The sequence below is a fragment of the Cryobacterium serini genome, from assembly GCF_004404025.1.
In the GTDB taxonomy this organism is placed as follows: Bacteria; Actinomycetota; Actinomycetes; order Actinomycetales; family Microbacteriaceae; genus Cryobacterium; species Cryobacterium serini.
The window spans coordinates 465761-489085 of record NZ_SOHN01000009.1 but is presented as its reverse complement, the minus strand read 5'-3'; the positions used below and the strand labels follow the sequence as shown (position 1 = coordinate 489085).

22 protein-coding genes and 1 tRNA gene are annotated in these 23325 nt (G+C 62.7%); 4 read left to right on the top strand and 19 right to left on the bottom strand.

What is annotated here, in order from left to right; all coding sequences use genetic code 11:
* Positions 1–6: 6 nt before the first annotated feature.
* From lnt to E3T51_RS07790, 9 genes are all read right to left on the bottom strand, one after another.
* Entirely contained in the window at positions 7–1533 is a 1527-nt protein-coding gene (lnt, locus tag E3T51_RS07835) for an apolipoprotein N-acyltransferase (RefSeq protein WP_134529296.1), read from the bottom strand.
* Between the two features lie 7 nt (positions 1534–1540).
* The gene (locus tag E3T51_RS07830) at positions 1541–4000 is read right to left on the bottom strand and encodes a DEAD/DEAH box helicase (protein WP_134529294.1); all 2460 of its coding nucleotides are present in this window, start codon (positions 3998–4000) and stop codon (positions 1541–1543) included.
* A gap of 40 nt (positions 4001–4040) precedes the next feature.
* Positions 4041–4793, bottom strand: a complete 753-nt coding sequence (gene tatC, locus E3T51_RS07825) for a twin-arginine translocase subunit TatC (RefSeq protein ID WP_134529292.1) — start codon at positions 4791–4793, stop codon at positions 4041–4043.
* 45 nt (positions 4794–4838) lie between these two features.
* Positions 4839–5096, bottom strand: a complete 258-nt coding sequence (gene tatA, locus E3T51_RS07820) for a Sec-independent protein translocase subunit TatA (RefSeq protein ID WP_134529290.1) — start codon at positions 5094–5096, stop codon at positions 4839–4841.
* Positions 5097–5118: 22 nt separating this feature from the next.
* Entirely contained in the window at positions 5119–5394 is a 276-nt protein-coding gene (locus E3T51_RS07815) for a hypothetical protein (protein WP_166806413.1), read from the bottom strand.
* 42 nt (positions 5395–5436) lie between these two features.
* The gene (locus E3T51_RS17110) at positions 5437–7578 is read right to left on the bottom strand and encodes a helix-turn-helix transcriptional regulator (protein WP_241989216.1); all 2142 of its coding nucleotides are present in this window, start codon (positions 7576–7578) and stop codon (positions 5437–5439) included.
* A 14-nt stretch (positions 7579–7592) separates the two neighbouring features.
* Entirely contained in the window at positions 7593–8540 is a 948-nt protein-coding gene (locus E3T51_RS07800; RefSeq protein ID WP_134529286.1) for an FKBP-type peptidyl-prolyl cis-trans isomerase, read from the bottom strand.
* Between the two features lie 130 nt (positions 8541–8670).
* The gene (locus E3T51_RS07795; protein WP_104192702.1) at positions 8671–9672 is read right to left on the bottom strand and encodes a tRNA (adenine-N1)-methyltransferase; all 1002 of its coding nucleotides are present in this window, start codon (positions 9670–9672) and stop codon (positions 8671–8673) included.
* Entirely contained in the window at positions 9669–10430 is a 762-nt protein-coding gene (locus E3T51_RS07790) for an HAD family hydrolase (RefSeq protein ID WP_420898420.1), read from the bottom strand. The genes E3T51_RS07795 and E3T51_RS07790 overlap by 4 nt, the downstream gene beginning before the upstream one ends.
* Positions 10431–10515: 85 nt before the next feature.
* On the opposite strand from E3T51_RS07790, the gene E3T51_RS07785 reads away from it, so the two are divergent.
* On the top strand, positions 10516–11472 hold the full coding sequence (locus E3T51_RS07785; protein WP_134529284.1) for a PAC2 family protein: 957 nt from the start codon (positions 10516–10518) through the stop codon (positions 11470–11472).
* Positions 11473–11507: 35 nt separating this feature from the next.
* Here E3T51_RS07785 and mshC read toward each other — a convergent pair whose 3' ends face one another.
* The 3 genes from mshC to E3T51_RS07770 all read right to left on the bottom strand — a co-directional run bounded on the left by mshC (position 11508) and on the right by E3T51_RS07770 (position 15170).
* The gene (gene mshC, locus E3T51_RS07780; protein ID WP_134529282.1) at positions 11508–12800 is read right to left on the bottom strand and encodes a cysteine--1-D-myo-inosityl 2-amino-2-deoxy-alpha-D-glucopyranoside ligase; all 1293 of its coding nucleotides are present in this window, start codon (positions 12798–12800) and stop codon (positions 11508–11510) included.
* 73 nt (positions 12801–12873) lie between these two features.
* The gene (locus E3T51_RS07775) at positions 12874–13728 is read right to left on the bottom strand and encodes an undecaprenyl-diphosphate phosphatase (protein WP_134529280.1); all 855 of its coding nucleotides are present in this window, start codon (positions 13726–13728) and stop codon (positions 12874–12876) included.
* A 74-nt stretch (positions 13729–13802) separates the two neighbouring features.
* Positions 13803–15170: a M20/M25/M40 family metallo-hydrolase gene (locus E3T51_RS07770; protein WP_134529278.1), complete on the bottom strand. Its 1368-nt coding sequence runs from the start codon at positions 15168–15170 to the stop codon at positions 13803–13805.
* Between the two features lie 106 nt (positions 15171–15276).
* Between E3T51_RS07770 and E3T51_RS07765 the strand changes: the two genes are divergently transcribed.
* Positions 15277–15361, top strand: a tRNA-Leu gene (locus E3T51_RS07765).
* Between the two features lie 112 nt (positions 15362–15473).
* Here E3T51_RS07765 and E3T51_RS07760 read toward each other — a convergent pair.
* The 4 genes from E3T51_RS07760 to E3T51_RS07745 form a co-directional block, all read right to left on the bottom strand.
* Positions 15474–16349, bottom strand: a complete 876-nt coding sequence (locus E3T51_RS07760) for an ABC transporter permease (RefSeq protein WP_134529276.1) — start codon at positions 16347–16349, stop codon at positions 15474–15476.
* Complete coding sequence (locus E3T51_RS07755; protein ID WP_134529274.1) at positions 16336–17304, bottom strand: ABC transporter ATP-binding protein; 969 nt, start codon at positions 17302–17304, stop codon at positions 16336–16338. The genes E3T51_RS07760 and E3T51_RS07755 overlap by 14 nt, the downstream gene beginning before the upstream one ends.
* Positions 17305–17332: 28 nt before the next feature.
* Positions 17333–18499, bottom strand: coding sequence for a LolA family protein (locus tag E3T51_RS07750; RefSeq protein ID WP_134529272.1), 1167 nt, complete (start codon positions 18497–18499; stop codon positions 17333–17335).
* Positions 18500–18598: 99 nt separating this feature from the next.
* Entirely contained in the window at positions 18599–18979 is a 381-nt protein-coding gene (locus E3T51_RS07745) for a hypothetical protein (protein WP_134529270.1), read from the bottom strand.
* Between the two features lie 95 nt (positions 18980–19074).
* Here E3T51_RS07745 and E3T51_RS07740 point away from each other — a divergent pair, with 95 nt between their 5' ends.
* A complete protein-coding gene (locus E3T51_RS07740; protein ID WP_134529268.1) occupies positions 19075–19953 on the top strand; it encodes a hypothetical protein in 879 nt (292 codons plus the stop codon).
* Positions 19954–19974: 21 nt separating this feature from the next.
* On the opposite strand, the gene E3T51_RS07735 is transcribed toward E3T51_RS07740, so the two are convergent.
* The 3 genes from E3T51_RS07735 to E3T51_RS07730 form a co-directional block, all read right to left on the bottom strand.
* Complete coding sequence (locus E3T51_RS07735; protein ID WP_241989215.1) at positions 19975–20961, bottom strand: J domain-containing protein; 987 nt, start codon at positions 20959–20961, stop codon at positions 19975–19977.
* A 257-nt stretch (positions 20962–21218) separates the two neighbouring features.
* Positions 21219–21383 carry a hypothetical protein gene (locus tag E3T51_RS16730; protein ID WP_166806412.1) on the bottom strand — a complete coding sequence of 55 codons (165 nt, stop codon included), beginning with the start codon at positions 21381–21383 and terminating at the stop codon, positions 21219–21221.
* A gap of 103 nt (positions 21384–21486) precedes the next feature.
* Entirely contained in the window at positions 21487–22197 is a 711-nt protein-coding gene (locus E3T51_RS07730; RefSeq protein WP_166806411.1) for an SOS response-associated peptidase, read from the bottom strand.
* Between the two features lie 59 nt (positions 22198–22256).
* On the opposite strand from E3T51_RS07730, the gene E3T51_RS07725 reads away from it, so the two are divergent.
* On the top strand, positions 22257–23093 hold the full coding sequence (locus E3T51_RS07725) for a DUF3097 domain-containing protein (protein WP_134529262.1): 837 nt from the start codon (positions 22257–22259) through the stop codon (positions 23091–23093).
* Positions 23094–23325 lie beyond the last annotated feature (232 nt).

Below are 23325 nucleotides of genomic sequence, written 5' to 3'. Positions count from 1 at the left end.
GTTGCTTTACCGGCGCCGTTGGCGCCGGTCGAAACGCGCACACAGGGCCAAGCCGGCCAAGCCCAGCCCCGAGACGAGCCATTCCAGTCCGCGGCCGGCCACCATCGCCGGCGTGATGGTGTCGCTGAGCGGGACGGTCTGCACCATGGCTCCCGCTGTGAAGGTCGGCAGGCTGTCGAGCGTTGCCCCGTCGGGCGTGATGATCGCGCTGGAGCCGACAGTCGAGATATTGACCACCGTACGGCTTGTTTCCATCGCGCGCAGACGGGCGATGGCCAGTTGTTGTACGCTCTCATCGGTATTCCCAAAATCGGCGTTGTTAGTTTGGGCGAGAATGATTTGGGCTTCATCGTCGATCATTTCATGCACCAACTGATCGTCGGCGATGTCGAAGCAGATCGCTATTCCGGCCAGAACCCCATTGATATCGAAAATATTGTCGCGGGTGCCGATGCCGTAGTCCCGGCCAATGAGGTCGATCAGGTCCGGAGCGAATGGTCGCCAGAACGCCCGATCCGGCATGTACTCGGCAAACGGCACCGGGTGCACCTTGTCATAGACGTCCACGGCGCCACGACCGGCCTCCCAGAGCAGCGAGCTGTTGTAGTAAGTGTCATCGGGCTTGGTGATGGTGCCGGTGACGAGCGGGGCATCCATTGCGGTACTGATGTAGTCGAGTACTTGCGCGGCTGCCTCGGAAACGGTGGGATCGATATCACTCGAGTTTTCCGGCCAGACCACGAAATCGACCTTCTGGCCGATCAGCGGCAGGGTGGCCGAGGTGTGGTCCTGCAGAATCTGACCCGGCGCATGCTCGGCAAACAGGCCGGCATCCGCGTTGCCCTGCACCGCGGCGAGGCGCACCTCGCCGCTCTGCAGCGTCGGCCACGCCGGAACTGCGAGGACCACCGCGACGGCACCGACGGCGATACCCGTCCGCAGCATTCGCGCCAGCTCTGGTTCGCGGAATAACTGGACGGTGAGAGCGCTTAGCCAGACCAGAATAAAGCTCAGACCGGACAAACCCACCCAGGCCACGAGCGGACCGAACGGACTCTCGGACTGTGACAGGGCAACCCGGCCCCAGGCAAAGCCGCCGTAGGGCCAGACCGCACTGATCGCCTCCCTGGCCGTCCACAAGCCGGCAACAACAACCGGAACAACGCCGAGACGACCCCACGCACTCGGCCATACTTGAGGACCGTGCCGGAGGACGACGGCGGTCACGCCGAGCCCGACGGCGAAGAACAGGCTCTCCAGTCCGCCGAGCGCGAACCACGGCACAAGACCGAGATACAGGGTGATCCAAAAGATATGGATCAACCAAAAAGACAACCCGGCGACCAGACCCACGAGCAGTCCCGTCGCCAAGCTGCGACCGAGCAGGGACAGGAGCATGAGGGCCACCCCCACCGGCGCAAGATACCACCAGTCGCGATCCGGGAAACCGGCATCCAGAACCGCGCCGGCGCCGCCCGCGACGAGAAGGGCCGCCCACAAAGGCAGGCTGAACGCGCGCTCATTCCCCCACATGATGGGTTCAGGCCACCGAAGAGTAGGCGACGATGCCGCGGCGGATCGCATCCATGGCGCTGCGAGCTGTCGGCCCGACCTGTCCGTCGCCGGCAATGCTGAGTTGGTCGAGCAGATCGATGGTCTGTTTGGTCCAGCGCACGAAATCACCGGCGGCCATCTCGGCCTCGTAGAGGACGTCGGCCAGCGACGCGCCGCGAGCCCACTTCCACATGGCGAGGCTGAGGCCGACCGCGAGCGGATTACTGCCGGGAAGCTTGTGGTCCCGCTCAAGATCGTCGATGCGGCTCCACAGGTCCTGGGTTTCATCGAGGGCCGGTCTGAACGCCCCCTTCGGCAGGTAGCGGGCGTCGATCAGGCCTTCTTCACGTCTTGGCTCGAAGACCAGCGCACAGGCCATTGCGGCGAGACTCGCGGCATCGAGTTCGTTCCACAGGCCTCGGCGCAGAGACTCAGCCACCAGCAGGTCCCTTTCCGCGTAGATTCGGCGTAGGATGCGTCCGCTCTCGCTGAGCGCAATGGCGCCGCTCGCATCCGATTCGAGGTAGCCGTAGCCGAGCAGAACGTCGGTCACCCGATCGAAGACGCGGGCAATGGCCCCGGTGCGCTCCGATATTTGCTGGTTGAGGGCATCCGTTTGGCGTTTGAGCTTGAACCATCGTTCCGCCCATCGGGAATGCGCCTCTCTATCGGGACAGTGGTGGCAGCCATGGGCGCGCATCTGCTTGCGCAGGCTGGTCACCTCCCGCTGGCGTTTGTCCCGTTCCCCGCGCAGGGAATTGTCGGCCTTGACACCCTCGCGCTCCACCTCGGTGAGACGTCGACGAATGGCCGAGTACTCTTCGAAGTCGCCTAGGTTACAGGTCATGCTGACCTTGAACCCGGCTAGGGATTCTTCTTGCTGACGCACAGTCCGGGCCAGGTCGACGACGGCCCGATCGGCCTGAAACTGGGCGAATGACGACTCGAGCACGCCGCGCGTGCGCGTGACGCCGAACTGATCGATGAGGTTGACGGCCATATTGTAGGTGGGCTTGAAGCTGGAATTCAGCGGATACGTACGTCGGGAAGCGAGCGAGGCCACTGCCTGCGGATCCAGTCCCTGTGCCCACTGAATGACCGAGTGTCCAAGGGTGTCGATTCCGCGACGACCGGCACGGCCCGTTAGCTGGGTGTACTCCCCCGGGGTGATCGGCACGCGGGCCTCGCCGTTGAACTTCTCCAGTTTGTCAAGAACGACAGTGCGGGCGGGCATATTGATTCCCAGGGCCAGGGTTTCGGTGGCAAAGACAGCCTTGACCAGCTTCTTCTGAAACAGTTCTTCAACGACTTCCTTGAACGCCGGAAGCAGACCAGCGTGGTGGGCGGCGACACCGCGTTCGAGTCCGTCGAGCCACTCGAAGTAGCCGAGCACGCCAAGGTCTTCGTCGAGCAATGTGCGGCATCGATCATCGACGATTTGACGTATTTCCTCGCGCTCGTGTTCCTGTGTCAGGCGTACCCCCGAGCGGAGCACCTGCCGCACGGCTTGATCGCAGCCGACCCGGCTGAAAATGAAGAAAATAGCCGGCAACAGGTGTTTGCCATCGAGCATGCGCACAATATCGCCGCGATCCATTCGGCCGCCGTCGAACTGTGCGCGTTGTTTGTCATGACCCCGGTAGTCCGCGGACGGGCTGCCCTGGCGACCAGAACCGCGACCACGCCCACCGGCCGAGCGTCCGCCGGCGTGCGCTAACCGCACGAGTTCGGGATTGACCCGATGCGCACCGATCAATCCAGAGGAATCGAACAGGTCGAGCATATTGTTCTTGACCAGCACGTGCTGTTCGAGCGGAACCGGCCGCTCTTCCGAGACGATCACATCGGTCTGACCGCGAACTGCCTGCAACCAGTCGCCGAATTCCTCGGCGTTCGACACGGTGGCGCTGAGCGACACCATGCGCACCGGCTGCGGTAAATGGATGATTACTTCTTCCCACACGGCGCCGCGAAAGCGGTCCGCCAGGTAGTGCACCTCATCCATTACCACGAAAGCGAGGTCTGTGAGTAAGTCGGAATCAGCGTAGAGCATGTTGCGGAGCACCTCGGTGGTCATGACCACGATGCGTGCTCCCGGGTTGACGTTGCTGTCTCCGGTGAGCAACCCAACCTGGTCCGCTCCGTACTCGGCAACGAACTCCTGGAATTTCTGATTGCTGAGCGCCTTCATGGGCGCGGTATAGAAAACCTTCGCCCGCGGCTGCTGCATGGCCAGGTAGATGGCGAATTCGGCAACGATGGTCTTGCCTGCTCCGGTGGGCGCAGCAACGAGTACGCTGTTGCCGGCCTCAAGGCACGCGCAGGCCTCACGCTGGAACGGGTCGAGATCGAATTTGAGGCTGCGATCGAAAGCCAACAACTTCGGTTGGCTTGCTCGGGTGCGCGCTGCCGAATACCGTTCGGCCGGCGATTGCGTGTGCGTCACGTGATCCTTAACAATTACTACGAACGACTCTCAATACAGACTAGAGCGCGAATTCTTTCTCGAAAGCCAGCACTTTCTTGGCGGCTCGACGGTCGTGCAACCAGGCGATGCCGTAGGCGGCAAAATACAACATGACCATGGGAATGGCCAGCAAGAACATCGAGACCACGTCAGCGGCCGGGGTAGCGATGGCCGTGAAAAGCACGATGACCAAAATGGCGATTCGCCAGGATTTGATGATCGACGCCGCACTGATCACGCCGGCGAAGTTGAGCAGCACGATGAAGACCGGAAGGACGAAGGCAATACCGATCGCCACGACGAGTTTGAGTACGAAGTCGAAATAGCCTTGCGCATTAATGAACGCTGAATCCTCGGTGGGCGCGAAACTCGTCATGAGCTCGACCACGTGCGGCAGCACGACCCAACCTGCCGCACAGCCGGCCAGAAATAAAGGAATGGCCGTGAGTAGAAACCCGAACGTGTATTTCTTCTCGGTGCGGGTCAGACCAGGCACCAGAAATGCGAAGACCTGGTAAAGCCACACCGGGCTGGAAACTATCAGACCGACGTAGAGCGAAATTTTTAGTTTTAGATCGAAGGCGCTCGTGATGTCCGGGTAATTGATCTGGGCGTTGCGATGCTGCGCATTGATGATGGCGTAGATCGGCTCGCGCAATTGATCCCAGACAAAATCGGATAGGAACCAACCAGCGATAGCACCAATCAGAAGGCCGGCTGCAGCGAGATAAAGACGCTTGCGCAGTTCGATCAGGTGCTGCCCCAGCGACATCTTTCCCGCTTCGGTCGCACGCCGTCCAGCACGGACCATTCGCGGCTAGGGCTTCGAGGTGGGGTCGGCCGGGCGGGGCTCGGTCGGGAGGGACGTCTTTGACACGCCGTCACCCGTCGTGCTCGTCGACTGCGGTGCGGCGTTGGAATCAGGGTCGACAGTGTCGCTCTTGATCTCACTCTTGAAGATCTTCATGGACTGCCCCAGGCTGCGTGCGAGTCCGGGAAGCTTTGGCGCACCGAAGAGGAGCAGTACAACGACGAGGATGATCAGAAAATGCCATCCGGTCAGGTTTTGCAGCATGAGGGTGTGTCCTCTGTGTTAGCTAGCGGGCGTTTCGCATCAGTTTACCCCGCACGATCCGCGCATCGCGACGCACCTGACTTCGGTGACTGCGGTCAGCTCGATTCTGCTCGACATTGCGAAGCACCACAGCCGCGTCCGCGAATACGGCGGGGATGAACGAGACGGACACCGACGGCGCAACGAGGTCCACTGCGGAAACTTGATCGCTGAGGACCTCAATCGCCCGCAGGGTCGTTAGGGCTTTACGGTAGAGCGTCACCGCGCACCAGCCCAGGACCACGAGGAGACCCGCCACCAGAACGCTCCAAATGAGCAACCACGACCACCACGGCATGGGCTACCTCTCGTTCGACTCGGGCTGATCGTCGCCGGAGTACTGCGCCAGTCCGGCTGTCGACCAGTCAAAAACGACCTTGCGTGATTCTGCCGGTTCAAGCACTGTGACAATGCCAGCGAGGCTGGTGACGAGGCGTTTTAGCACGTGGGCATGAGCGACGCGCAGTGTGGTGCGCGTGCGTGCGCCTGCTCCGACCACCTCGGACCGCTCGGGTCGGTAGTCGGCCAGCAACGGCAGCGCCGCGGTTGGGAGCTCGAGTCGCACATCAACATCGTCGCTCGACGGCTGAAACAGGGTGTCCGGCAGCAGCAGGTCAAGCGCATGTGAACTGCGCGGCGCGGCGGTGATGAGGGGACCGGTCATCCGGTCGAAACGGAAGGTTCGCACGGCTTCGCGAAGGTGGCACCAGCCGCGAAGGTACCAGTCGCTGTCGACGGATTCAATGCGCAAGGGATCGACGAGGCGGTGTTCCTGGTCGCCACGCGCATTGAGATAGTCGAACTCGACCTGCATCCCTGTGCTGAGGGCTGCCTGCACAATCTCGCGGGTCATGCCGGCGTCACGCTGAGCTACGGCGACCTGGGTGGGTGGCGCCGACGCGCCGCGGGTCAACTTAGCCATCAGCGACGCGATCGCATCGGTGTCGGCATTGTGCGGCAAGGCGGACAGGTACTGCAGACCGGCGATGAGTGCTGCGGCCTCGCGCGCGGAGAAGCGAGGGGAGTCATCGATGGCGACCTGGTGGGTGAGCACGATCCGATCATTGGTTTCGAATTCGTCCCAGAGAATGTCGAACAGGTCGCCGTGCAGGTATTGACGTGTTTCCCCGGGAATTCCTGACAGGGCAATGAGGCTGACCAGTGTGCGCACCCGTTCCTCTGACAGTCCGAAGTGCTCGGCCACCTCGGTGACGGTGACCGGCCCCTGGTCGATCAGGTACGGGACGAGGGAGAGCAAGAGTGTGAGCTGGTCTCCGGCGACCCGAGGCTGGCTGGCTGCCTGGGAAGTCTGCGCGTGCAGCGGCGTCGGCCGGCGGCGCTGTGCGCGGACGGGCGGGGACGCGGGGGCTGCGCTGGCATGAGCGTCACGAGCGGCGACCAGTCGATTGTGCACAGCGGTGCGTAAGGCGAGTGGACTTTCGACGAACACCTCGGGCCCGAACCCCGCCAGTTCGTCGGCGAGGATGTTCACGTCGGTGAAGTGCAGGCTGCGCTCAAGCGTCGTTGGCGGGTCCGGCTGGGGTGCGGGGTACTGGGCAGCCTGCCGCGCGGCGAGCCGCACGGCAGCGTCGGATCCCGACACCACGACGATGTGGGCGACATTGCTGACCCACAGGGCATCGAGTTCAAAGAGCGCGCGTGCGCTATCGGTCACGTTGCCCGGTTCGCCAACGCTAATCGGAGTCGGAGTGGAGTTCGCCAGAACTGTCACCGTGCCCACGATGCGAGCCAACAGGAAGGTGCGCGGGGCGTGAGCGACCTCATCCGTTGCGTAAAGGTGCCAGCGGCCTTCGTGCTGCACCAACGCACGCGGAGAAACCTCTCGACGGGCCGGCTTGGTCTCCCCCGGTTTGAGGTAGAGAAATGCCACGACCTGCGCGCGGTCGAGGGCTTTGCTCAACGGTTCGAAGCTCTGGTCTTTCGTGCGTAACAGGGGGGCGTAGCCCAACACCGGTTCGCTCGATTCGACACCCAGGGAGTTCAACTTCATCAGAGCCCGGCGGGATTCCCCGGACAACGATCCTTCCCGCCAGACCGTGCCGGCGAGTTTGAGTAGGGATACCTCGTCGGGAGTGAACGTCACGTCGGCGGGTAGGTCATACAAACCTTTGGGAATTCGGTACCGCAAAAAGTGATTGCTGCCCGGATCATCGGGCGACTCAATTGTTTCGAGCGGAATCCCCAATTCGCGGATATCGTCCTTGTCTCGCTCGAACTGGCGCTCCAGACTCTCATTCGAGCCGCCGGACGAGAATCGCTGTCGGTAACCCTGCACGTTCGCGAGAATATCGGACTTGGTCAGCCCTGATTCCGTTGCTACGAGGGCGAGAACCAAGCTGAACAGCCGTTCCGGGGCCGTCACCAGTAACGGTTTGGCCTCGCTCGCGCTTTCTGGAGGTTCCGATTCAGGCGGGGTAGACATGCGGGCCAGCCGGCTTAGTTGACGCCGAGAATATCGACGACGAAGACGAGCGTTGACCCGGCCGGAATAGTGGCATCCACCGCGTCGCCGTAGGCCTGGTCGGGAGGAATGACGGCGACGATCTGTGAGCCGACCGTCTGTCCGATGAGTGCCGTTGCCAGCCCGGGGATGACCGCGTTGGGGATTATTTGAACGGGGCTTCCGTTGGACCAGGTCGAGACGAAGTTTGTCTTTTCTTTCCAGAGCATGCCGGCGAGATTCGCCGTGACCGTCGAACCCTCCTCGACCTTCTCGCCGTTACCCTGCTTGAGCACACCGATTTCGAGCGTGGTGGGAGCGTCCCCGTTGGGCACGACAATGCCCGGGACGCCGTTTTCATTGAGCACCACGGCGGGAAGGCCATTGGCCACGATCTGGTTGGCTCCGTCAGCTCGCGGCAGATACGCCTTGACGATGTCAACGACAACCACGAGGGCATCCGTCGCTTCGACGCGGAGCTGCTCGTTCCCGCCGGCCGGACCAAACCCATCATCGGGGGAAATGACGACCGCCATGCGCTCACCTTCGCGGGCGCACAGGAGGCCGGCGACGATTCCGGGAAGGGTGGTCTCGGCGAGGGCAGTCGGAAAGGCAACGCTGCCGTCGAACGGAGCCTGTTGAATGGCAGCGCCGGTCGTTCCGTTGTACATGGTCATGACTGCGGAGATCATTTGACCGGCGACAAGCTTCTCGCCGGAACCCTCGATGATTTGCGTGCGCTGAGTAGTTGACGACTTGAGCGGTGTCGGAAAGCTGACGTCGGGCGCCGAGCCGAATTCGCCGGCGGCCGAGACCAAGGTCGAGGCTGCACCGGACGTCGCCGCGGTTTCACAGGAGGCCTGGGCCGTGCCGGGGCCGGCGCACGCGGTCAATGCCGTCATCACGAGGCCGGCGGTGACGATCAGCGCGGATGCTTTGCGCACAAGTCCTTCTTTCGGTACGGGGTTGCTGCAGCATGGATCTGCTGCGCGGGTGTGAGGTTGGTGCGGGTATTGCTAAGGCCAGACGGTTGCGGCTTCGGCGCGGTACAACCCAAATGGGCCGGGCCCTATCCTAACCGGCGTCGAGGTCGCGAGCCTTGGAAAGCTCGGCGCTCGTGCCAGCGGCCCGCACACGTTTGCGCATGACCTTGGCGCTGACGTTGCGTTCACCGAGCGCCCCCGGGGTCCAGGCCTCGACATCCGCGTCGCTGAAGTCCGTTTTGGACGGACGTCGCTTCAGCTCGGGCAGGATCGTATCGGGGGCGAGCCGACGTGCCGTTATGAGGAAACCGGTGTGGCCGATCATGCGGTGGTCGGGTCGCACTGCCAGACCCTCCACGTGCCAACCGCGAATCATCGTTTCATGGGAATCCGGATTGGTATAGAAACCGGTGCCGCGGATGGCCTCAGCCACACGAGACAATTGCGTCACCGTGGCGACGTAGCACAGCAGCACCCCTCCCGGCTTCAGGGCTTCGGAGACGGCGCCCAGGCATTCCCAGGGCGCCAGCATGTCGAGGACCACCCGGTCGACACTCTGCGACGGCATCGTATCGGGCAACGTCTCGGCAAGATCGCCCAGGGTGATGGTCCAGTTCTGCGGGTCATTCCCGAGGAAGGTAGCAATGTTGTCACGAGCGACGTCAGCGAATTCTTCGCGCCGTTCAAAGGAGGCGAGACGGCCGGCCGGCCCGATCGCGCGCAACAACCAGAGCGACAGCGCCCCGGAACCAACGCCGGCCTCAACGACGGTGGCGCCGGGAAAGATGTCGGCCTGCGCCAGAATCTGCGCGGCATCCTTGGGGTAGATGATGGCTGCACCGCGCGGCATGCTCATCACGAAGTCCACCAGAAGCGGCCGCAGCGCCAGGTGCTCGACGCCGACGTTGTTGGTGACGACCGACCCGTCTGGCTGCCCGATGATGTCGTCGTGCGCGAGGATGCCGCGGTGGGTATGAAAGGTCAGGCTTTCCTGAAGGGTGATGGTGTTCATCCGCCCTTTGGGCCCGGTGAGTTGTACCCGGTCGCCGACACGAAAGAGTCCACTGTTTTGAATGACCTGGTTATTGCTCATGCGAGTGGTGCGCTTTCGTTTCGGGCGGACCCGGTGGGGGCGAGAGAATGAATGGGAGAGGATGCTTCGGTACGCTTCAAATCGTGAAACAGTGCCGCGATATCGTGGATCGTTCGCCCGTCGAGCGTCGGCCACCGCGTGTAGAGCACGCTCTCCGGCAGGTCGATCTGGTGGGGAACGGCGATGGTGATCGTGCCGGCGGCAACAGCGGATTCGACACCCGGCACGGAATCCTCGATCGCAATGCACGATGTCGGGTCGACGCCGAGTTGCTCGGCGGCGAACAAATACGGGTCAGGATGCGGCTTGCTGTTTGCGACCATATCGCCAGCGACTACAACGTCGAATGCTGCAAAGTCGATGAGGTCGATGATCTGACGCGCCATGCGCTCCACCGACATGGTGACGAGTGCGGTCGGGACGCCGGCGGCTTTCAGCTGCCGCAAAAGCTCACGAGACCCCGGACGCCAGGGAATCCCGTGTTCAGCCAACTGCTGCTGCACGCGGTCGGTCAGGCGCGCAACAATCGCGTCTGCAGTGAGATCGACGCCCCGTGCTTGCAGAATTGCCGCAGAATTCCACAATCCTGACCCGATCAGCAACATTCCGTCTTCGTGAGTCCAGACACCGCCGAACTCGGCCATGAGCTCGGTCTCAGCACGCATCCAGTACGGTTCGGTGTCGACGATCGTGCCGTCCATGTCCCAGAGGACGGCGGCGGGCAGGGTAGCGGGCGTGGGCAGGGGCGGAGAAAAAATATTCACGGGGTTCAAGTCTAGGGCCACCGCCTATCCTTGACTGAGGCCCTTCACGCGGAAGGCTTAAGAATTGAGGACATAAACGGTGGCTGACGGTAATGGGTTTCTGGGCGGACGGCTGCTCGTCGTCGCTTTCGAAGGCTGGAACGACGCCGGAGAGGCCGCAACGGGGGCGGTTCGCGCGCTAAAAGAATTACTCGACGTTGAGATGATCACCGAGGTTGACCCGGAAATGTACTTTGACTACCAGTTCAACCGGCCGACCGTGTCAACGAACGAGGACGGCGTGCGCACTCTCGGCTGGCCGAGCGCGATTATGTACGGTCCGAAAACCCCAGGGACGCTGAGTGTTCCACTGGCAGACGATGCCGAACTGCGGGTCAGTGGCACGAACGCGGGCAATATCTTTCTGCTGATCGGTACGGAGCCGTCTCGCAGTTGGAAGAGCTTCGCCGCGGAGATACTCGACGCAGCCCTGGCCGCCGATGTCAGCGGCATAGTCTTCTTGGGCGCCATGCTGGCCGATGTTCCGCACACCCGCCCCATCTCAATCTTCGTCTCGAGCGATAACGCTCAGGTGCGCGCCGAACTGCAAATTGAACGCAGCAATTATGAGGGGCCGGTCGGCATACTCAGCGTGTTGTCCGACGCTGCCGAGACGGTGGGAATTCCTACCCTGTCGATTTGGGCATCCGTGCCCCACTATGTGCATAACGCACCATCGCCCAAGGCAATGCTCGCATTGATCGACAAGCTCGAAGAGGTCATCGACGTGGTCATCCCGCGCGGCGCACTCGTGACCGAGGCGGCTGAGTGGGAGACCGGTATCGATGTGTTAGCAGGCGAGGACGAGGACATGGCCGCGTACATCGCCCAGCTCGAGCAGGCCAGAGACACCGTTGACTCGCCGGAGGCGAGCGGCGAGGCGATTGCCCAGGAGTTCGAGAAGTACCTGCGTAAGCGCGGCACCGACGGGCGCGATGGGCGCGCAGACGGCCGGCCCGATGGCCCCGGAAGCCGGCCCGACGGGCCGCGGCACTAGGAACGCAACGGGGCAGCCGAGGAGTCCGCTTCGCTCTAGAGTGCGACGCCGAGCAGCGCGCCGATGGCACGATGCACCAGGCTCACGTCATCGAGCGGGCCGGCGGCCGCGTCGTCGACGAGCTTCAGAGCCTCGGGGGTATTCAGGTCGTGACGGAGTGCAAGGCGCAGGGACTCCACGAGCGAAGCGGCCGATCCAGGCGTCCCCCCGTTGGCAGCGCTCTCGGCTGTGCTAAGGGCTGCAGCACCGAAGGCTGCGGACCACACGGACAGACGCGCGACGGCCTCCTCGAGAAGCGCGTCGGTCCATTCCCAGTCGGTGCGGTAATGGCGGGCTAACAGGGCCAGTCGAATCGCACGCGGGTCAACACCCTGGGCGCGTAGCCCTGAAACCAGAACGAGATTCCCGAGCGATTTGCTCATCTTCTCGCCCTGGTAGGCGACCATGCCGGTGTGGCTGTAGACCCCGGCGAGCGGATGTCCGGACAGCGCCTCTGCATGCCCGGCGCTCATGTCGTGGTGTGGAAAGATCAGGTCGGAGCCGCCCCCTTGCACGGTGAAGTCTGTGCCAAGTTCTTTGAGGGCGATCACCGAACACTCAATGTGCCAACCGGGTCGCCCGGCGCCGACCGGAGATTCCCACGCCGGTTCCCCGAAACGGGCAGCCCTCCAGAGCAACGGGTCGAGTCGGTCGCGTTTGCCCGCACGGTCGGGGTCTCCCCCGCGCTCGGAGAATAGGCGCAGCATGCTGTCCGGGTCGAGGTTGCTCTCGTCACCGAGCGCCCATCCGGTGCTGGCTTCGGCAGCACGGATGTCAAAGTACAGGTCGACGGCGATTGTTCCGTCTGCCCCGCCTATGGCGTCGTCCGTCTGCACCGGATAGGCGAGTCCGGCCTCCTGCAGTAGCGCCACCGCGGCCGCTACCTCGTCGATGACCTCGGTCACAGCGACGAAATCATTCGGCGGAATGATTCCCAAAGCTTCCATGTCGGTGCGGAAAAGTTCAACCTGCGATTCGGCCAGGTCGCGCCAGTGGACGCCGGTGGCGGTTGCCCGCTCCAGGAGCGGGTCATCGATATCCGTCACATTTTGGGCATAGTGCACGCGGTAACCGGCGTCGATCCAAACCCGCTGGAGGGTATCGAAGGCGAGGTAAGTGTTGGCATGGCCGATGTGGGTCGCATCGTACGGCGTGATGCCACAGACGTAGAGTCGGGCTGAAGCGAGCGGCTGGGCCAGCACCAGGCTGTCAGTTTTTGTGTCGTGGAGCCAGGGGGCACCCGACTCGCCGGGGACAGAGACAATTTCGGGTCGTTCCCATGCACGCATGTTTCAAGCCTAGCTTCCAGAGGGCCATCGCTTTGCGAGGGGGCTTCGATGCGACGTTCGTCGCGCGAGCCGACTACGCCGAGATGACGTTTGTTCCAAGGAGCACGAACAGCACGATGCCCAGCACGATGCGATAGATCACGAACGGCAGAAAACTGCGTCGCGAAATATAGTTCATGAAGAACGCGATCACGGCGAGGCCCACCACGAAGGCAACGATAGTGGCCACCAGGGTTTCGAGCGGTCCGAAAATTTCGGGAGTGCACGTGGTCGCCCCCGCTAGACAGGGATCAGCGACGGACTTGTACACCTGGTAGAAGCCGCTGCCGAGCACGGCGGGAATAGCTAGCAGGAACGCATACCGGGCCGCCGCTGCGCGTTCGTAGCCGAGGAACAGCCCGGCAGTGATGGTACCGCCGGACCGTGACACACCGGGGATGAGCGCGAGAGCCTGCGCGAACCCGTAGATCGCGCCGTGGCCGACCGTGATGTCTTGCAGCTGACGCCTTTTGGCGCCGACATGATCGGCAATGCCGAGCAGAACGCCGAAGACGATGAGCATGGTCGCGGTTATCCAGAGTGAGCGCAGCACGGTTTCAATCTGGTTCTGGAACAACAGGCCGAGAATGATAATCGGCAGCGATCCCAGAATGATCAACCAGCCCATGCGGGCATCCGGATCTTTACGGGACACCCTGCCGGTGAGCGACTTGGCCCACTGGCCGATGATGCGCACGATATCACGCCAAAAGAACATGACGACAGCAGCTTCAGTGCCAATCTGGGTGATGGCCGTGAATCGGGCACCTGGATCTGCGCCGGTGCCGAGAAACTGGCCGACGATGGTGATGTGCGCGCTCGACGACACCGGGAGGAACTCGGTCAACCCCTGAACGAGGCCCAGAATGATCGCATTCAGAAAGTCCACACGCTTCGCTTTCTCGGATTACTCAAAATACTCGGGGAACCCGTACTGACGGTGTCGGGCGGCGCTTTACAGCTTCAATATTGTGACAGCAGGTCGGTCAAAACCTGCCTGCCAAACACTAGTGCGTCAAGCGGTACCCGCTCGTCCACTCCGTGGAACATTGCTGGAAAGTCCAAGTCGGCCGGTAAGCGAAGCGGCGCAAAACCGTAGCCCTTGATGCCGAGGGTGCTGAGCGCCTTATTGTCGGTTCCCGCGGACAACAGGTAGGGCAGCACGGGTGCGCCGGGATCGTGGCGTTCCAGGGTACTCACAACGGCGTCGATCAGCGGCCCCCTGAATTCGGTCTCGAGACCGATGTCGCGGTGCATCGTGACGATGCCGATGTCCGGACCAACGATCTCCTGAATTTGGGCGAGCACGAAGTCTTCTTCCCCCGGCAGCGAGCGGATGTCGATGAGGGCTTCGGCCGTGTCGGGAATGACATTGTGCTTGTACCCGGCGGTCAGGCCGGTGGGGTTGGTTGTCGTTCGCAGGCTGGCCTGGATGAAGCCGGACGCTGTGCCGGTTGCCAGGGCGAGCTCGTCCGGGCCGACCGTCTGCGGATCAACACCGAGAATTCGAGCAATTTCACCGAGTAATTGCTCGGTCGTGTCGGTCAGCCGAATCGGCCATTCGTGTCGACCCAGTTTCGCCACTGCCTCGGCGAGCCGGGTGACAGCGTTGTTCGGGTGGATACGAGAGCCGTGCCCGGCCTCGCCGCGCGCGACGAGTTTGACCCAGATCAGCGCCTTTTCGCCGGTTTGCAGCAGGTAGGCGCGTTTGCCGCCGAGAGTGATCGAGTACCCGCCGACCTCGCTGATGGCTTCGGTCGCTCCATCGAACAGGTGGGGATGCTCGTGCACAAGAAAGTGCGAGCCGAGCACACCGCCGGCCTCTTCGTCGGCGAAAAAGGCGATAACGAGGTCACGCTCCGGCGCACCATTGGCACCAATCACGTCCTGCAGAGAAGCCAAAATCATCGCGTCCATATTTTTCATATCGACAGCGCCTCGCCCCCACAGCAGGCCGTCTTTGATGACGCCGCCGAACGGGTCGACGCTCCAGTTCGCCGGATCGGCCGGCACGACGTCAAGGTGGCCGTGCACGACGAGAGCCGGCCGGGACGCATCACGGCCCTTGACCCGGGCGATGACGCTGGTTCGGCCCGGTTCGGAATCAAAGAGTTCCGGCGCGAGGCCGAGGTCTCGCAGTTTCTCGGCAACGTACTCGGCGGCATCCGTTTCGCCGTTGGAACGGCCTCCCCCGTAGTTCGTCGTGTCGAAACGGATGAGATCACGCGCGAGTTCGGCGGTCAGGTCGAGTTTCTGGGGGATGTCTGCGGTTGGGGTACCCGCTGAACCAGGGATACTCGAGGCCGGGGGCACGTTCGAAAAGGAAGCCATGAATAAACGCTACCCGTCGGCGCTGTCGGCAGTGACACATCGGGGGTTCTAATCCGTGCTAAGTTATTACCTCGGCAGCCGGTTCATCCGGAGGCCGTTTCACCCAGTCCGGGTGGCGGAATTGGTAGACGCGCTGGCTTGAGGTGCCAGTGCCCGTTAAGGGCGTGTGGGTTCAATTCCCATCTCGGACACGGAGATTTCTTTTAAGAGATCAACGAGGACTGGTTGAGACAGTTCACAAGGCCGGATCCTTTGGATCCGGCCTTGTCTCGTTAAGCGATCGCCCTACGGTCGCGTGGATGGTCAGGACAAAATGTCCTTGGTCACAAACCTGCTATATGCCAACGCTCCGAAAACTGCCAGGTAACAGACCTGCACGATCGCGTTCTGACCGAACGAGCTGAGGTCGAGTGGTTGCCGGAGCAGGTCGGCGAAACCGAGCCAATAGTGGCTGAACAGCCACGGATGCAGCCAGGACAGTTGCGGAATGACATCGAGGATCTGCGCGACGACCGAGACCACGATCGTCGCCGCCATAGCTCCCACGGGAACATCGGTGAGAGTGGAGATGAACAGCCCGATCATCGACAAGCCGAGCAAGGATACGGTGACATAGGCGGCGACCAGCAGCGAGCGCAACAGCGACTCGGTGACGCTGATGGTGTCGCCCGATAAGAGCGTGACCGGTCCAACCGGGAACAGGGCTGCCCCGATGAGCGCACCCGAGACGGTGAGGGTCAGCGTCGCTACGAGACAGAACAGAGCCGCGCCCGCGTACTTGACCAACAACAGCCGTACCCGGCCGGCTGGCGCTACCAGCAGGTAGCGGAGGGTACCGAGGCCGGCCTCTCCGGCGATCGTGTCTCCGGCCACCACACCGATGGTGAGAGGCAGGAATAGGGGGATGGCAACGACCATTGCGGTGAAGCCGACGAACAGGCCGTTCTGGGTCACCCGATCAAGAAACGGCGGCCCCTCCCCCGGGTTCAGCGTGGAGGACGACAGACGAACGGCGACGGCAAGCAGTACCGGGATCAGCGCCACGGCGACCAACATGGCCCAGGTCCGGCGACGGCGAAACAGCACGGAAATTTCGGAACCGAGCAGGTCCCAGCCACCCCCGCGGCGCGCCGGAATATCGCTGCGGCCGGCCGCTGGCAGAACATCACTGGACGACATCAAAACCCTCCCCGGTCAGGGCGACAAAACGTTCTTCGAGGCTCGGTTCCTCGATGGCGAAGCCGCGGATACGCACCCCGCCGGCGACGAGCGCCGTCACGATGGCCTCGGGCTGCCAGTGGGTACCGACGAGCGGCGCGACCACGACCGGGTCAGCATCGTCAAGCACGCTGCGCGCGGGCTCCAGCCCCAGGTGGGTGAGCACACGGATCGCGCCCGGGGCATCCGGCGTGCGCACACGCACCCGGGTCTCACCGACCTGTCGCAGCGCCGCCAGCGTGCCCTGGGCGACGAGGCGCCCCGCACTCATCACGGCGGCGTGCGTGCACATCTGCTCAACCTCGGCGAGCAGATGGCTTGAGACGAACACGGTCGTTCCCTCTGCGGCCAGTGAGCGCACAAGGCTGCGCACCTCCCGGGTGCCCTGGGGGTCGAGGCCGTTCGTGGGTTCATCGAGGACTAGAAGTTGTCGCGGGAGCAGCAGGGCGTTGGCGATGCCGAGCCGCTGCTTCATGCCAAGCGAGTACGCATGAACCTTCTTGTCCGCTGCATGGGAGAGCCCGACCCGTTCAAGGGCCTGCTGCACCCGCGCACGCCGGGTACTGCTCGGTGCGTGCCGATCGGCGGTGTCGAGGCGGCGCAGGTTGGCCGCTCCGGAAAGGAAGGGATAAAACGCCGGTCCTTCAACGAGGGCGCCTACCTGGGGCAACACCTCGTGCAGGCGGGCTGGCATGCTGTGGCCGAGCACGGTGATTGAGCCGCTGGTCGCCTGGGTGAGTGCCAGCAACATGCGAATGCTGGTGGTCTTACCCGAACCGTTCGGACCCAGGAAGCCAAAGACCGAGCCACGGGGAACCGCGAGGTCAATGCCGTTCACAGCGATTTGCGGGCCAAACCGTTTGGTGAGACCCCGGCTCTCGATCGCGAGGTCGAGAGCCGGGGTATCGCCGGTCACAGTGTGATGCGCGTCATTGCGGTGACGATCACTCTGCGGCTGCCTGGAGCTGGGCAAGCGGAACCGAGCCGGCGAACACCCGCCCGTCCGTGGCCAGGAACACCGTCATGAGGGATGTCGTCAGGGCGCGGCCTCCCTCGACAGCGCTGGTCAGCTGGTCGATCAGGGGGTTGTCGCCGAGCTCGGCCGGTACGGCGGCTGCGGGCACCTCAACGATACTGGACCAACCGTTTCCCGTGACACGGGGCAGTTCATCCGCTGTCGGGCTCTGCGCCTCGGTGTGGTCACCGATAGCGCGGTCGGGCAGGGCCGGAATGGCCTGCTCCGTCACCGTGGCGTTGGTCGGTGGCACGAAATCGAACAGGTCGGCGTCGGGAGCGGCAAAATCAATGGCCGTGAAGCCGACCTGCAGCGCCGGTGCGCTTTGGCCCTCGGCCAGCACGGTCACCTGAACAGGTAGACCGGTCTCAGAGTCGACCGCGATCGAAACGGATTCGACGAGGCTGTCAGCTGCTTTCGGCGTGAGCACCAGCTGGTACACACTGCGTCCAGCAACCCGAGCGTCCGTGCCGACCGAGACCGTCGTACTCGGGTCCAGCTGGCTGAGAAAACGCTCGGCGAGCTGCGCCGGGGTCGAGAGGTCGGTGGGGAGTTCCGACTTTAGCTCGGCGAACGTCGACTCAGCGGTAGCAGCGAAATCGGCCGGCACGCTCAAGTGGGTCGCTGCGTTGCTGTTCGAGTCATACAGCCACACATCGTTCCCGTTGTGTACGACATCACGCTCAGCCATGCGGTCCTTGATCTGCACGCGCGAGTGGTTTTCGCCGCCGACATACACTCGGAACTCGTGGGAGCCGCTGAGCAACTCGAGTGCCGTGCTCAGTGCCCCGATGGTCGACTCTCCGGGGACAGATTCGGCCGCGCCTTCCGGCATGGACTCCGCCATGGATTTCTTCAGGGATTCGGTCATGCCCGCACTGAGATCCAGGGTGGGGAGACCGAGATCAGACGATTGGGAAACCGTTCCGGAGAAGGCCGACACGGTGCTGTCGTGCACCAGGAGGAGAACCTGCTCGGGTGTCTTATCGGGTAGATCAACGGCGGCACCGGCCTGGAGCGGCACGGCGATGACTGCGGCGACCACGACCGCCGGTACGACAACGGCGGGGAGCCATTTGAGAGAATTGCGTGACACGATCAACGCTCTAGCGCATTCGGATTCATATCGCGATCGTACGCCTCGGGCCTGCGCCTCGGTGGTGAGATCAGCGTACTTTCAGGTGCCGGAAGAGGATCAGACGGATTCGAGCTGGTCAGGTGCCGCGTCGGTGATTCCAATGAATTGACTGCCGATACCATCGCACTCGGTGCGGCCGAATCCGGCGGCCGGCTCGGGCAATTCGTCGAAGCCGTGATTCGAACAACTGATATAGGTGAACGTCGGCCACCATTTCTTTGGACGCACGGCTTCGGTGTACCCACAGATACTGCAGGTGAGCTGCACCCAGACGGGCTTCTTGCCGGTGCGATTGGCGCGCGACTGCACCAGCCAAACCGGCGGCTCGGCTTCGAGTTTAGCCAGCTGGCCCTCGCTGAGGCGCGAGGGAATCCCGTGACGTGTCGCCATTTCCAGCGGGATATCCAGGCGCAGTGCTACTTCTCGTCGCGTAATCATCACAGACAACGATAAGCGCTCGCGCGCGTGGCCGCAGCATCCGCTGGCCCGATCGATGCCGGAATCTCTTCCGCCTCCTATGGGACAATGGCAAAATGTCAATTCCCGTTTCCCCGCTCGGACTTCTCCTCGACGTTGACGGCCCAATTGCGAGCCCGATCACGCGCAGTATTTCAACGCCGAGCATCCTGGCCGATTTGATCACACTGGCGGCCGGGCACGTGCCGATCGCGTTCATCACCGGGCGGTCAGCCGAATTTATTCGCGAGCAGGTGGTCGCCCCGCTCGTCGCGGCCGGCCTGCCAGAGACCTTTCGAATGTACGGCGTCTGCGAGAAGGGCGCGGTGTGGTTTCCAATCGGAGCGAACGGCATGGGGGACGTCGTCGTCGATCAGAGCGTTGCCCTGCCGATGGCCGCCATTGACGGGGTGCGCCAGCTGGTCTCCGACTCGTTCGCAGCCGAGATGTTCTTTGACGAAACCAAGCAGGCGATGATCTCGGTCGAACAGCGCACCGATGTGAGCCATGCGAAATTTCTCGCACGCCAAGTCGAATTCAACGAAGCCGCCTTTGCCATCATGGTGCAGCACGGGCTCGGCGTGCGGTTCGACGATCGCCGGTCGCCCGACGAGTTCGGTCGGATACCGTTTCGGCTCGACGCCACGATCATCTCAACCGACATCGAGTCGGTCACGCTCGATAAGGATCATGCGGCAAAGCGTGCCCTCGCCTACTTCGCCGAGAGCGGACCGTTGCCCCGGCTGTGGCGATCAATGGGCGATTCCCGCAGCGACTATCGCATGGCCGATCACCTGTACGAAGCCGGCTACGACGTCTCTCACGTTGACGTGCGGCCATCCGATGGCATTCTGGACCGTCCCTACCGGGTGATCGTGATCGGAGACCAGATCCATGATGAGGCCGGGGCAACATTTCTGCGCTACTGGGTCGAGAAGCTAGCCCTGCCTGCGTGATCACCGCGGTGACCGAAAAGACTAGGTATTGACGAAACGGATACCGTTTTGCAGGGTGCTGCGCAACTCGAAGACCTTTTCAAAGCTGCCGCGTTCCATGCCGGCCAGTCCCTCACGCAGCACGCCGACCAGGCGTGACCGCGGAATCACGATAATCATCGGCCTTCGACCACGCTTGGGCAGCGATACCGGTTGGTCAAGGGCGATGTCGGGCAGCACGACGATGAGCGCGGTGAAGCGTACCTTCAGTGCCCGGCTGATTGAGCGGGCGGCAGCCTCGTACTGGTGGATCGGGCGATCCTCCTCCGGCAGTTCGTCGCCGATCAATTCGCCGCGGCGAAGCTGTACGGGTGCGCCCCAGTCTTCGGACAAGATTCCAAACAGTCCGGCCGGCCCGAGGATAATGTGATCAAGTTTGTCGGTCTGGCTACCGGTGTCGATGTCATGCCACGCAGTGAAACCGATACCGAGATTGGCCACAAGCTGGGCTGTGACCTCCTCTGCCAGAGCTTTCGCGAGGCAGTGCCGTACGAGTTTCGGGGCGCTACGGACGAACGCGGGGGCATACGGGTCGTCGATGACCGTACCGCGGCCAGCCCATTCGCGCACTAGATCGAGGTATCTCAGCCGCGCCTGGCCACCGGGATGACCGTGCATGCGGGTTTTCAGGCTGGATTTTGTGGCCGGGCCGCGGCCGGAGGGGGCGGCGTAGGCATCCGTTGGAACGGCCTGCTCGGGGTCACCGAAGCGACGACGATCGTAAGCGGCCCGGTTTTGTGGACTTCCAACGCGTTCCCAAGCGAGTTGCACGGCGTGAAATCTGATCGCGCTGCCGCCGACATCGGGATGGGTTTGGCGTAACAGCAGTCGGTAGGCGCGACGTAACTCGTCCTCGGTCGCCGTCGGACTCACTCCGAGAACCTCGTAGGGGGTGGATGCGGCCGGGCTGTCTTGCATCCTGGGCGGGACCTTTCCGTGTTCGAAGACGACCAATACTGAATCGATCAAAAACCAACGGTACCGCGTGATTCTGATACCGCGCCGAGGGTGGGCTGGGTGGGTGACGGGCCATTGTCCGCCACGATCAGATACGCTACCCGTGAAGATCCGTCGTGGGTAGTTTCAGAACTCCTGACCTTGCTGTCCGGGCTCGCGAGTCTCTTCGCGGCCAATGCGGCCGTCGCCTTCGCGGTTCTGGCCGGCCCGGTAGCCAAATCCCTGCCTTGATGAGCTCAGCCGACTCACGAAAACGAGCCGCTGGTGACTTAGTCGCGCAGCAGGTGGAACGGGATTGCCATGGCGATGGACACGCAGAGGATTCCGGCAATGAAGATCGGTCCCATCAGGGCCGTGACCGAGAAAGCCAGGCCGAACAGCCAGAAACCGAAAACGAAAATCGCGAAAGCGACGACGAAGGCGACAATGTTCATGGGTGTTCCTTTCACGGCAGCGCCCGGCAATTTCGCCAGTCACTGGTTTGAGCGTACGGCTTATTCGTACTGGATTGAGCGTACCGGTTAGGGCCTGATGCAGTTACATCGAGTCGTTCGTGATCGGCTCGATCAGTTCAGGGCCGTTTCCGGTCACGGGGCCGACTTCATGGAAATTGAGCGACTCTACGACTATCCGGGAGGCTGCGACGGCGGCATCAACGAGGCCTTGGTCGCCCGCGGTAGCCGGGTCCAACCAGTGGTCCCACCACTCTTCTGGGAGGGCAACGGGTGTACGGTCGTGGATCTGCGCGAGCGGGCCCCGGGCATCAGTCGTCAGGATGGTCGCGGACAATACCCAGCGCGATGGATCGCTGTCGGCGGCGGCCGGGTTCTTCCACCAGGAGTACAGGCCTGCGAAGGCGAGGGGAAGTCCGTCGTCGGATTGGATGAAATACGGGGTCTTCACGGCGCCCTCGGTGTTCCACTCGAAGTAGCCCGTGGCCGGAACCAGAGCGCGCCGTGACCGCACGGACACCGTGAAGGTTGGCTTCTCGGCGGCCGTCTCTGCCCGCGCATTAAAGGTCGGAAATTTCGACGTCGACTCCGTTGCGAAAGACGGGATCAAGGACCAGCGTGCTGATTCCAGTCGACGCACGTGTGGGTCGGTTTTGGCCGATTCAAGCACGATTGGAATCTGGTCGGTCGGACGGATGTTCCACGACGGTTCCGGCAGATTTTCGCCTTCATGCTCGATATCGAACATGGCAGCCAGATCGGGCGCTGAATCGGTAATGACGAGTCGACCACACATGCATTCAGAATACCGCGTCATGCCGGGCGCGATCGCGGACTTCCGCTAGCGTCGATGCAATGGACGATCGATATAGTGCAGACGTGCTCTCCCCCGGGTGGCGCGAAGCCGGCCGCATCATTATTCCGACGCAGGAAGCCGTCCGAGACCTGGTTGTAGAAGAAACCGCCACTGGGTTTTGTGGTGCCGTCATTCGTGTGGAAAAGAAAATTGTCACCCTCGAAGACAGGCAGGGCAAGCTGCGACTGTTTCCGCTCGGTTCTGGTTTTCTGATCGACGGTCGTCCCGTCACACTGATTGCACCGACCATGGCCGCCGCCCTGGGTCGGGTGCGCACGGCTTCAGGCTCGACCGCCGTGCCCAACGTGCCCGCTCGCGTCGCGCGCGCCAGCCGCATCTTCGTCGAGGGGCGACACGATGCCGAACTGGTGGAAAAGATCTGGGGCGCAGACCTGCGCCTCGAAGGCGTCGTCGTTGAATATATCGAGGGGGTCGACAACCTCGATGCGATCCTCCGTGAATTCCGACCGAGCTCGGCACGTCGGGTGGGCGTGTTGGTAGACCACCTCGTGCCCGGGTCCAAGGAGAGTCGCATCGCGGAGGCCGCGGCGCGCGGGCCGTTCGCTGCGAACGTGCTCGTGGTGGGGCATCCGTTCGTCGACGTGTGGCAATCGGTAAAACCAGCCAGGGTCGGCCTCACTGCCTGGCCCGAGGTCCCGCGGAGCATCGAGTGGAAACACGGCATCTGCGACGCGCTCGGCTGGCCGCACGAGGAACAGGCAGACATCGCCAGGGCTTGGCAGCGAATTCTCGGCCAGGTGCGCACCTTTGCCGATTTGGAACCACAACTGCTAGGGCGCGTGGAGCATCTGATCGACTTCGTGACAGCAGAATGACACGCCGTAACCAGTTTCGGCCAACGGGCGTCCGGGACCGCGCCGGGCACTGGTCGCCCCGGAGTTCAGGCGAATTTGCTCGAAAACGTAACACTTTCATGTAAAAAAGGCCGGGAACTTTGAAACCGTCCAGACTTGTGGGCTAGTGTTGGACTCGAAGTTGTAGTGCTTGCACGTCTTAAACGCATCGACTGTGATTCAATTGGATCGCGGTTTGTGCGCCACATTCCTT

Bases quoted from the DNA above. Each gene is read 5' to 3' on its own strand.
- lnt (WP_134529296.1), bottom strand. From the start codon at position 1,533: ATGTGGGGGAATGAGCGCGCGTTCAGCCTGCCTTTGTGGGCGGCCCTT.
- tatC (WP_134529292.1), bottom strand. From the start codon at position 4,793: ATGTCGCTGGGGCAGCACCTGATCGAACTGCGCAAGCGTCTTTATCTC.
- tatA (WP_134529290.1), bottom strand. From the start codon at position 5,096: ATGCTGCAAAACCTGACCGGATGGCATTTTCTGATCATCCTCGTCGTT.
- E3T51_RS17110 (WP_241989216.1), bottom strand. From the start codon at position 7,578: ATGTCTACCCCGCCTGAATCGGAACCTCCAGAAAGCGCGAGCGAGGCC.
- E3T51_RS07795 (WP_104192702.1), bottom strand. From the start codon at position 9,672: ATGAGCAATAACCAGGTCATTCAAAACAGTGGACTCTTTCGTGTCGGC.
- mshC (WP_134529282.1), bottom strand. From the start codon at position 12,800: ATGCGTGCATGGGAACGACCCGAAATTGTCTCTGTCCCCGGCGAGTCG.
- E3T51_RS07770 (WP_134529278.1), bottom strand. From the start codon at position 15,170: ATGGCTTCCTTTTCGAACGTGCCCCCGGCCTCGAGTATCCCTGGTTCA.
- E3T51_RS07760 (WP_134529276.1), bottom strand. From the start codon at position 16,349: ATGTCGTCCAGTGATGTTCTGCCAGCGGCCGGCCGCAGCGATATTCCG.
- E3T51_RS07745 (WP_134529270.1), bottom strand. From the start codon at position 18,979: ATGATTACGCGACGAGAAGTAGCACTGCGCCTGGATATCCCGCTGGAA.
- E3T51_RS07740 (WP_134529268.1), top strand. From the start codon at position 19,075: ATGTCAATTCCCGTTTCCCCGCTCGGACTTCTCCTCGACGTTGACGGC.
- E3T51_RS16730 (WP_166806412.1), bottom strand. From the start codon at position 21,383: ATGAACATTGTCGCCTTCGTCGTCGCTTTCGCGATTTTCGTTTTCGGT.
- E3T51_RS07730 (WP_166806411.1), bottom strand. From the start codon at position 22,197: ATGTGTGGTCGACTCGTCATTACCGATTCAGCGCCCGATCTGGCTGCC.
- E3T51_RS07725 (WP_134529262.1), top strand. From the start codon at position 22,257: ATGGACGATCGATATAGTGCAGACGTGCTCTCCCCCGGGTGGCGCGAA.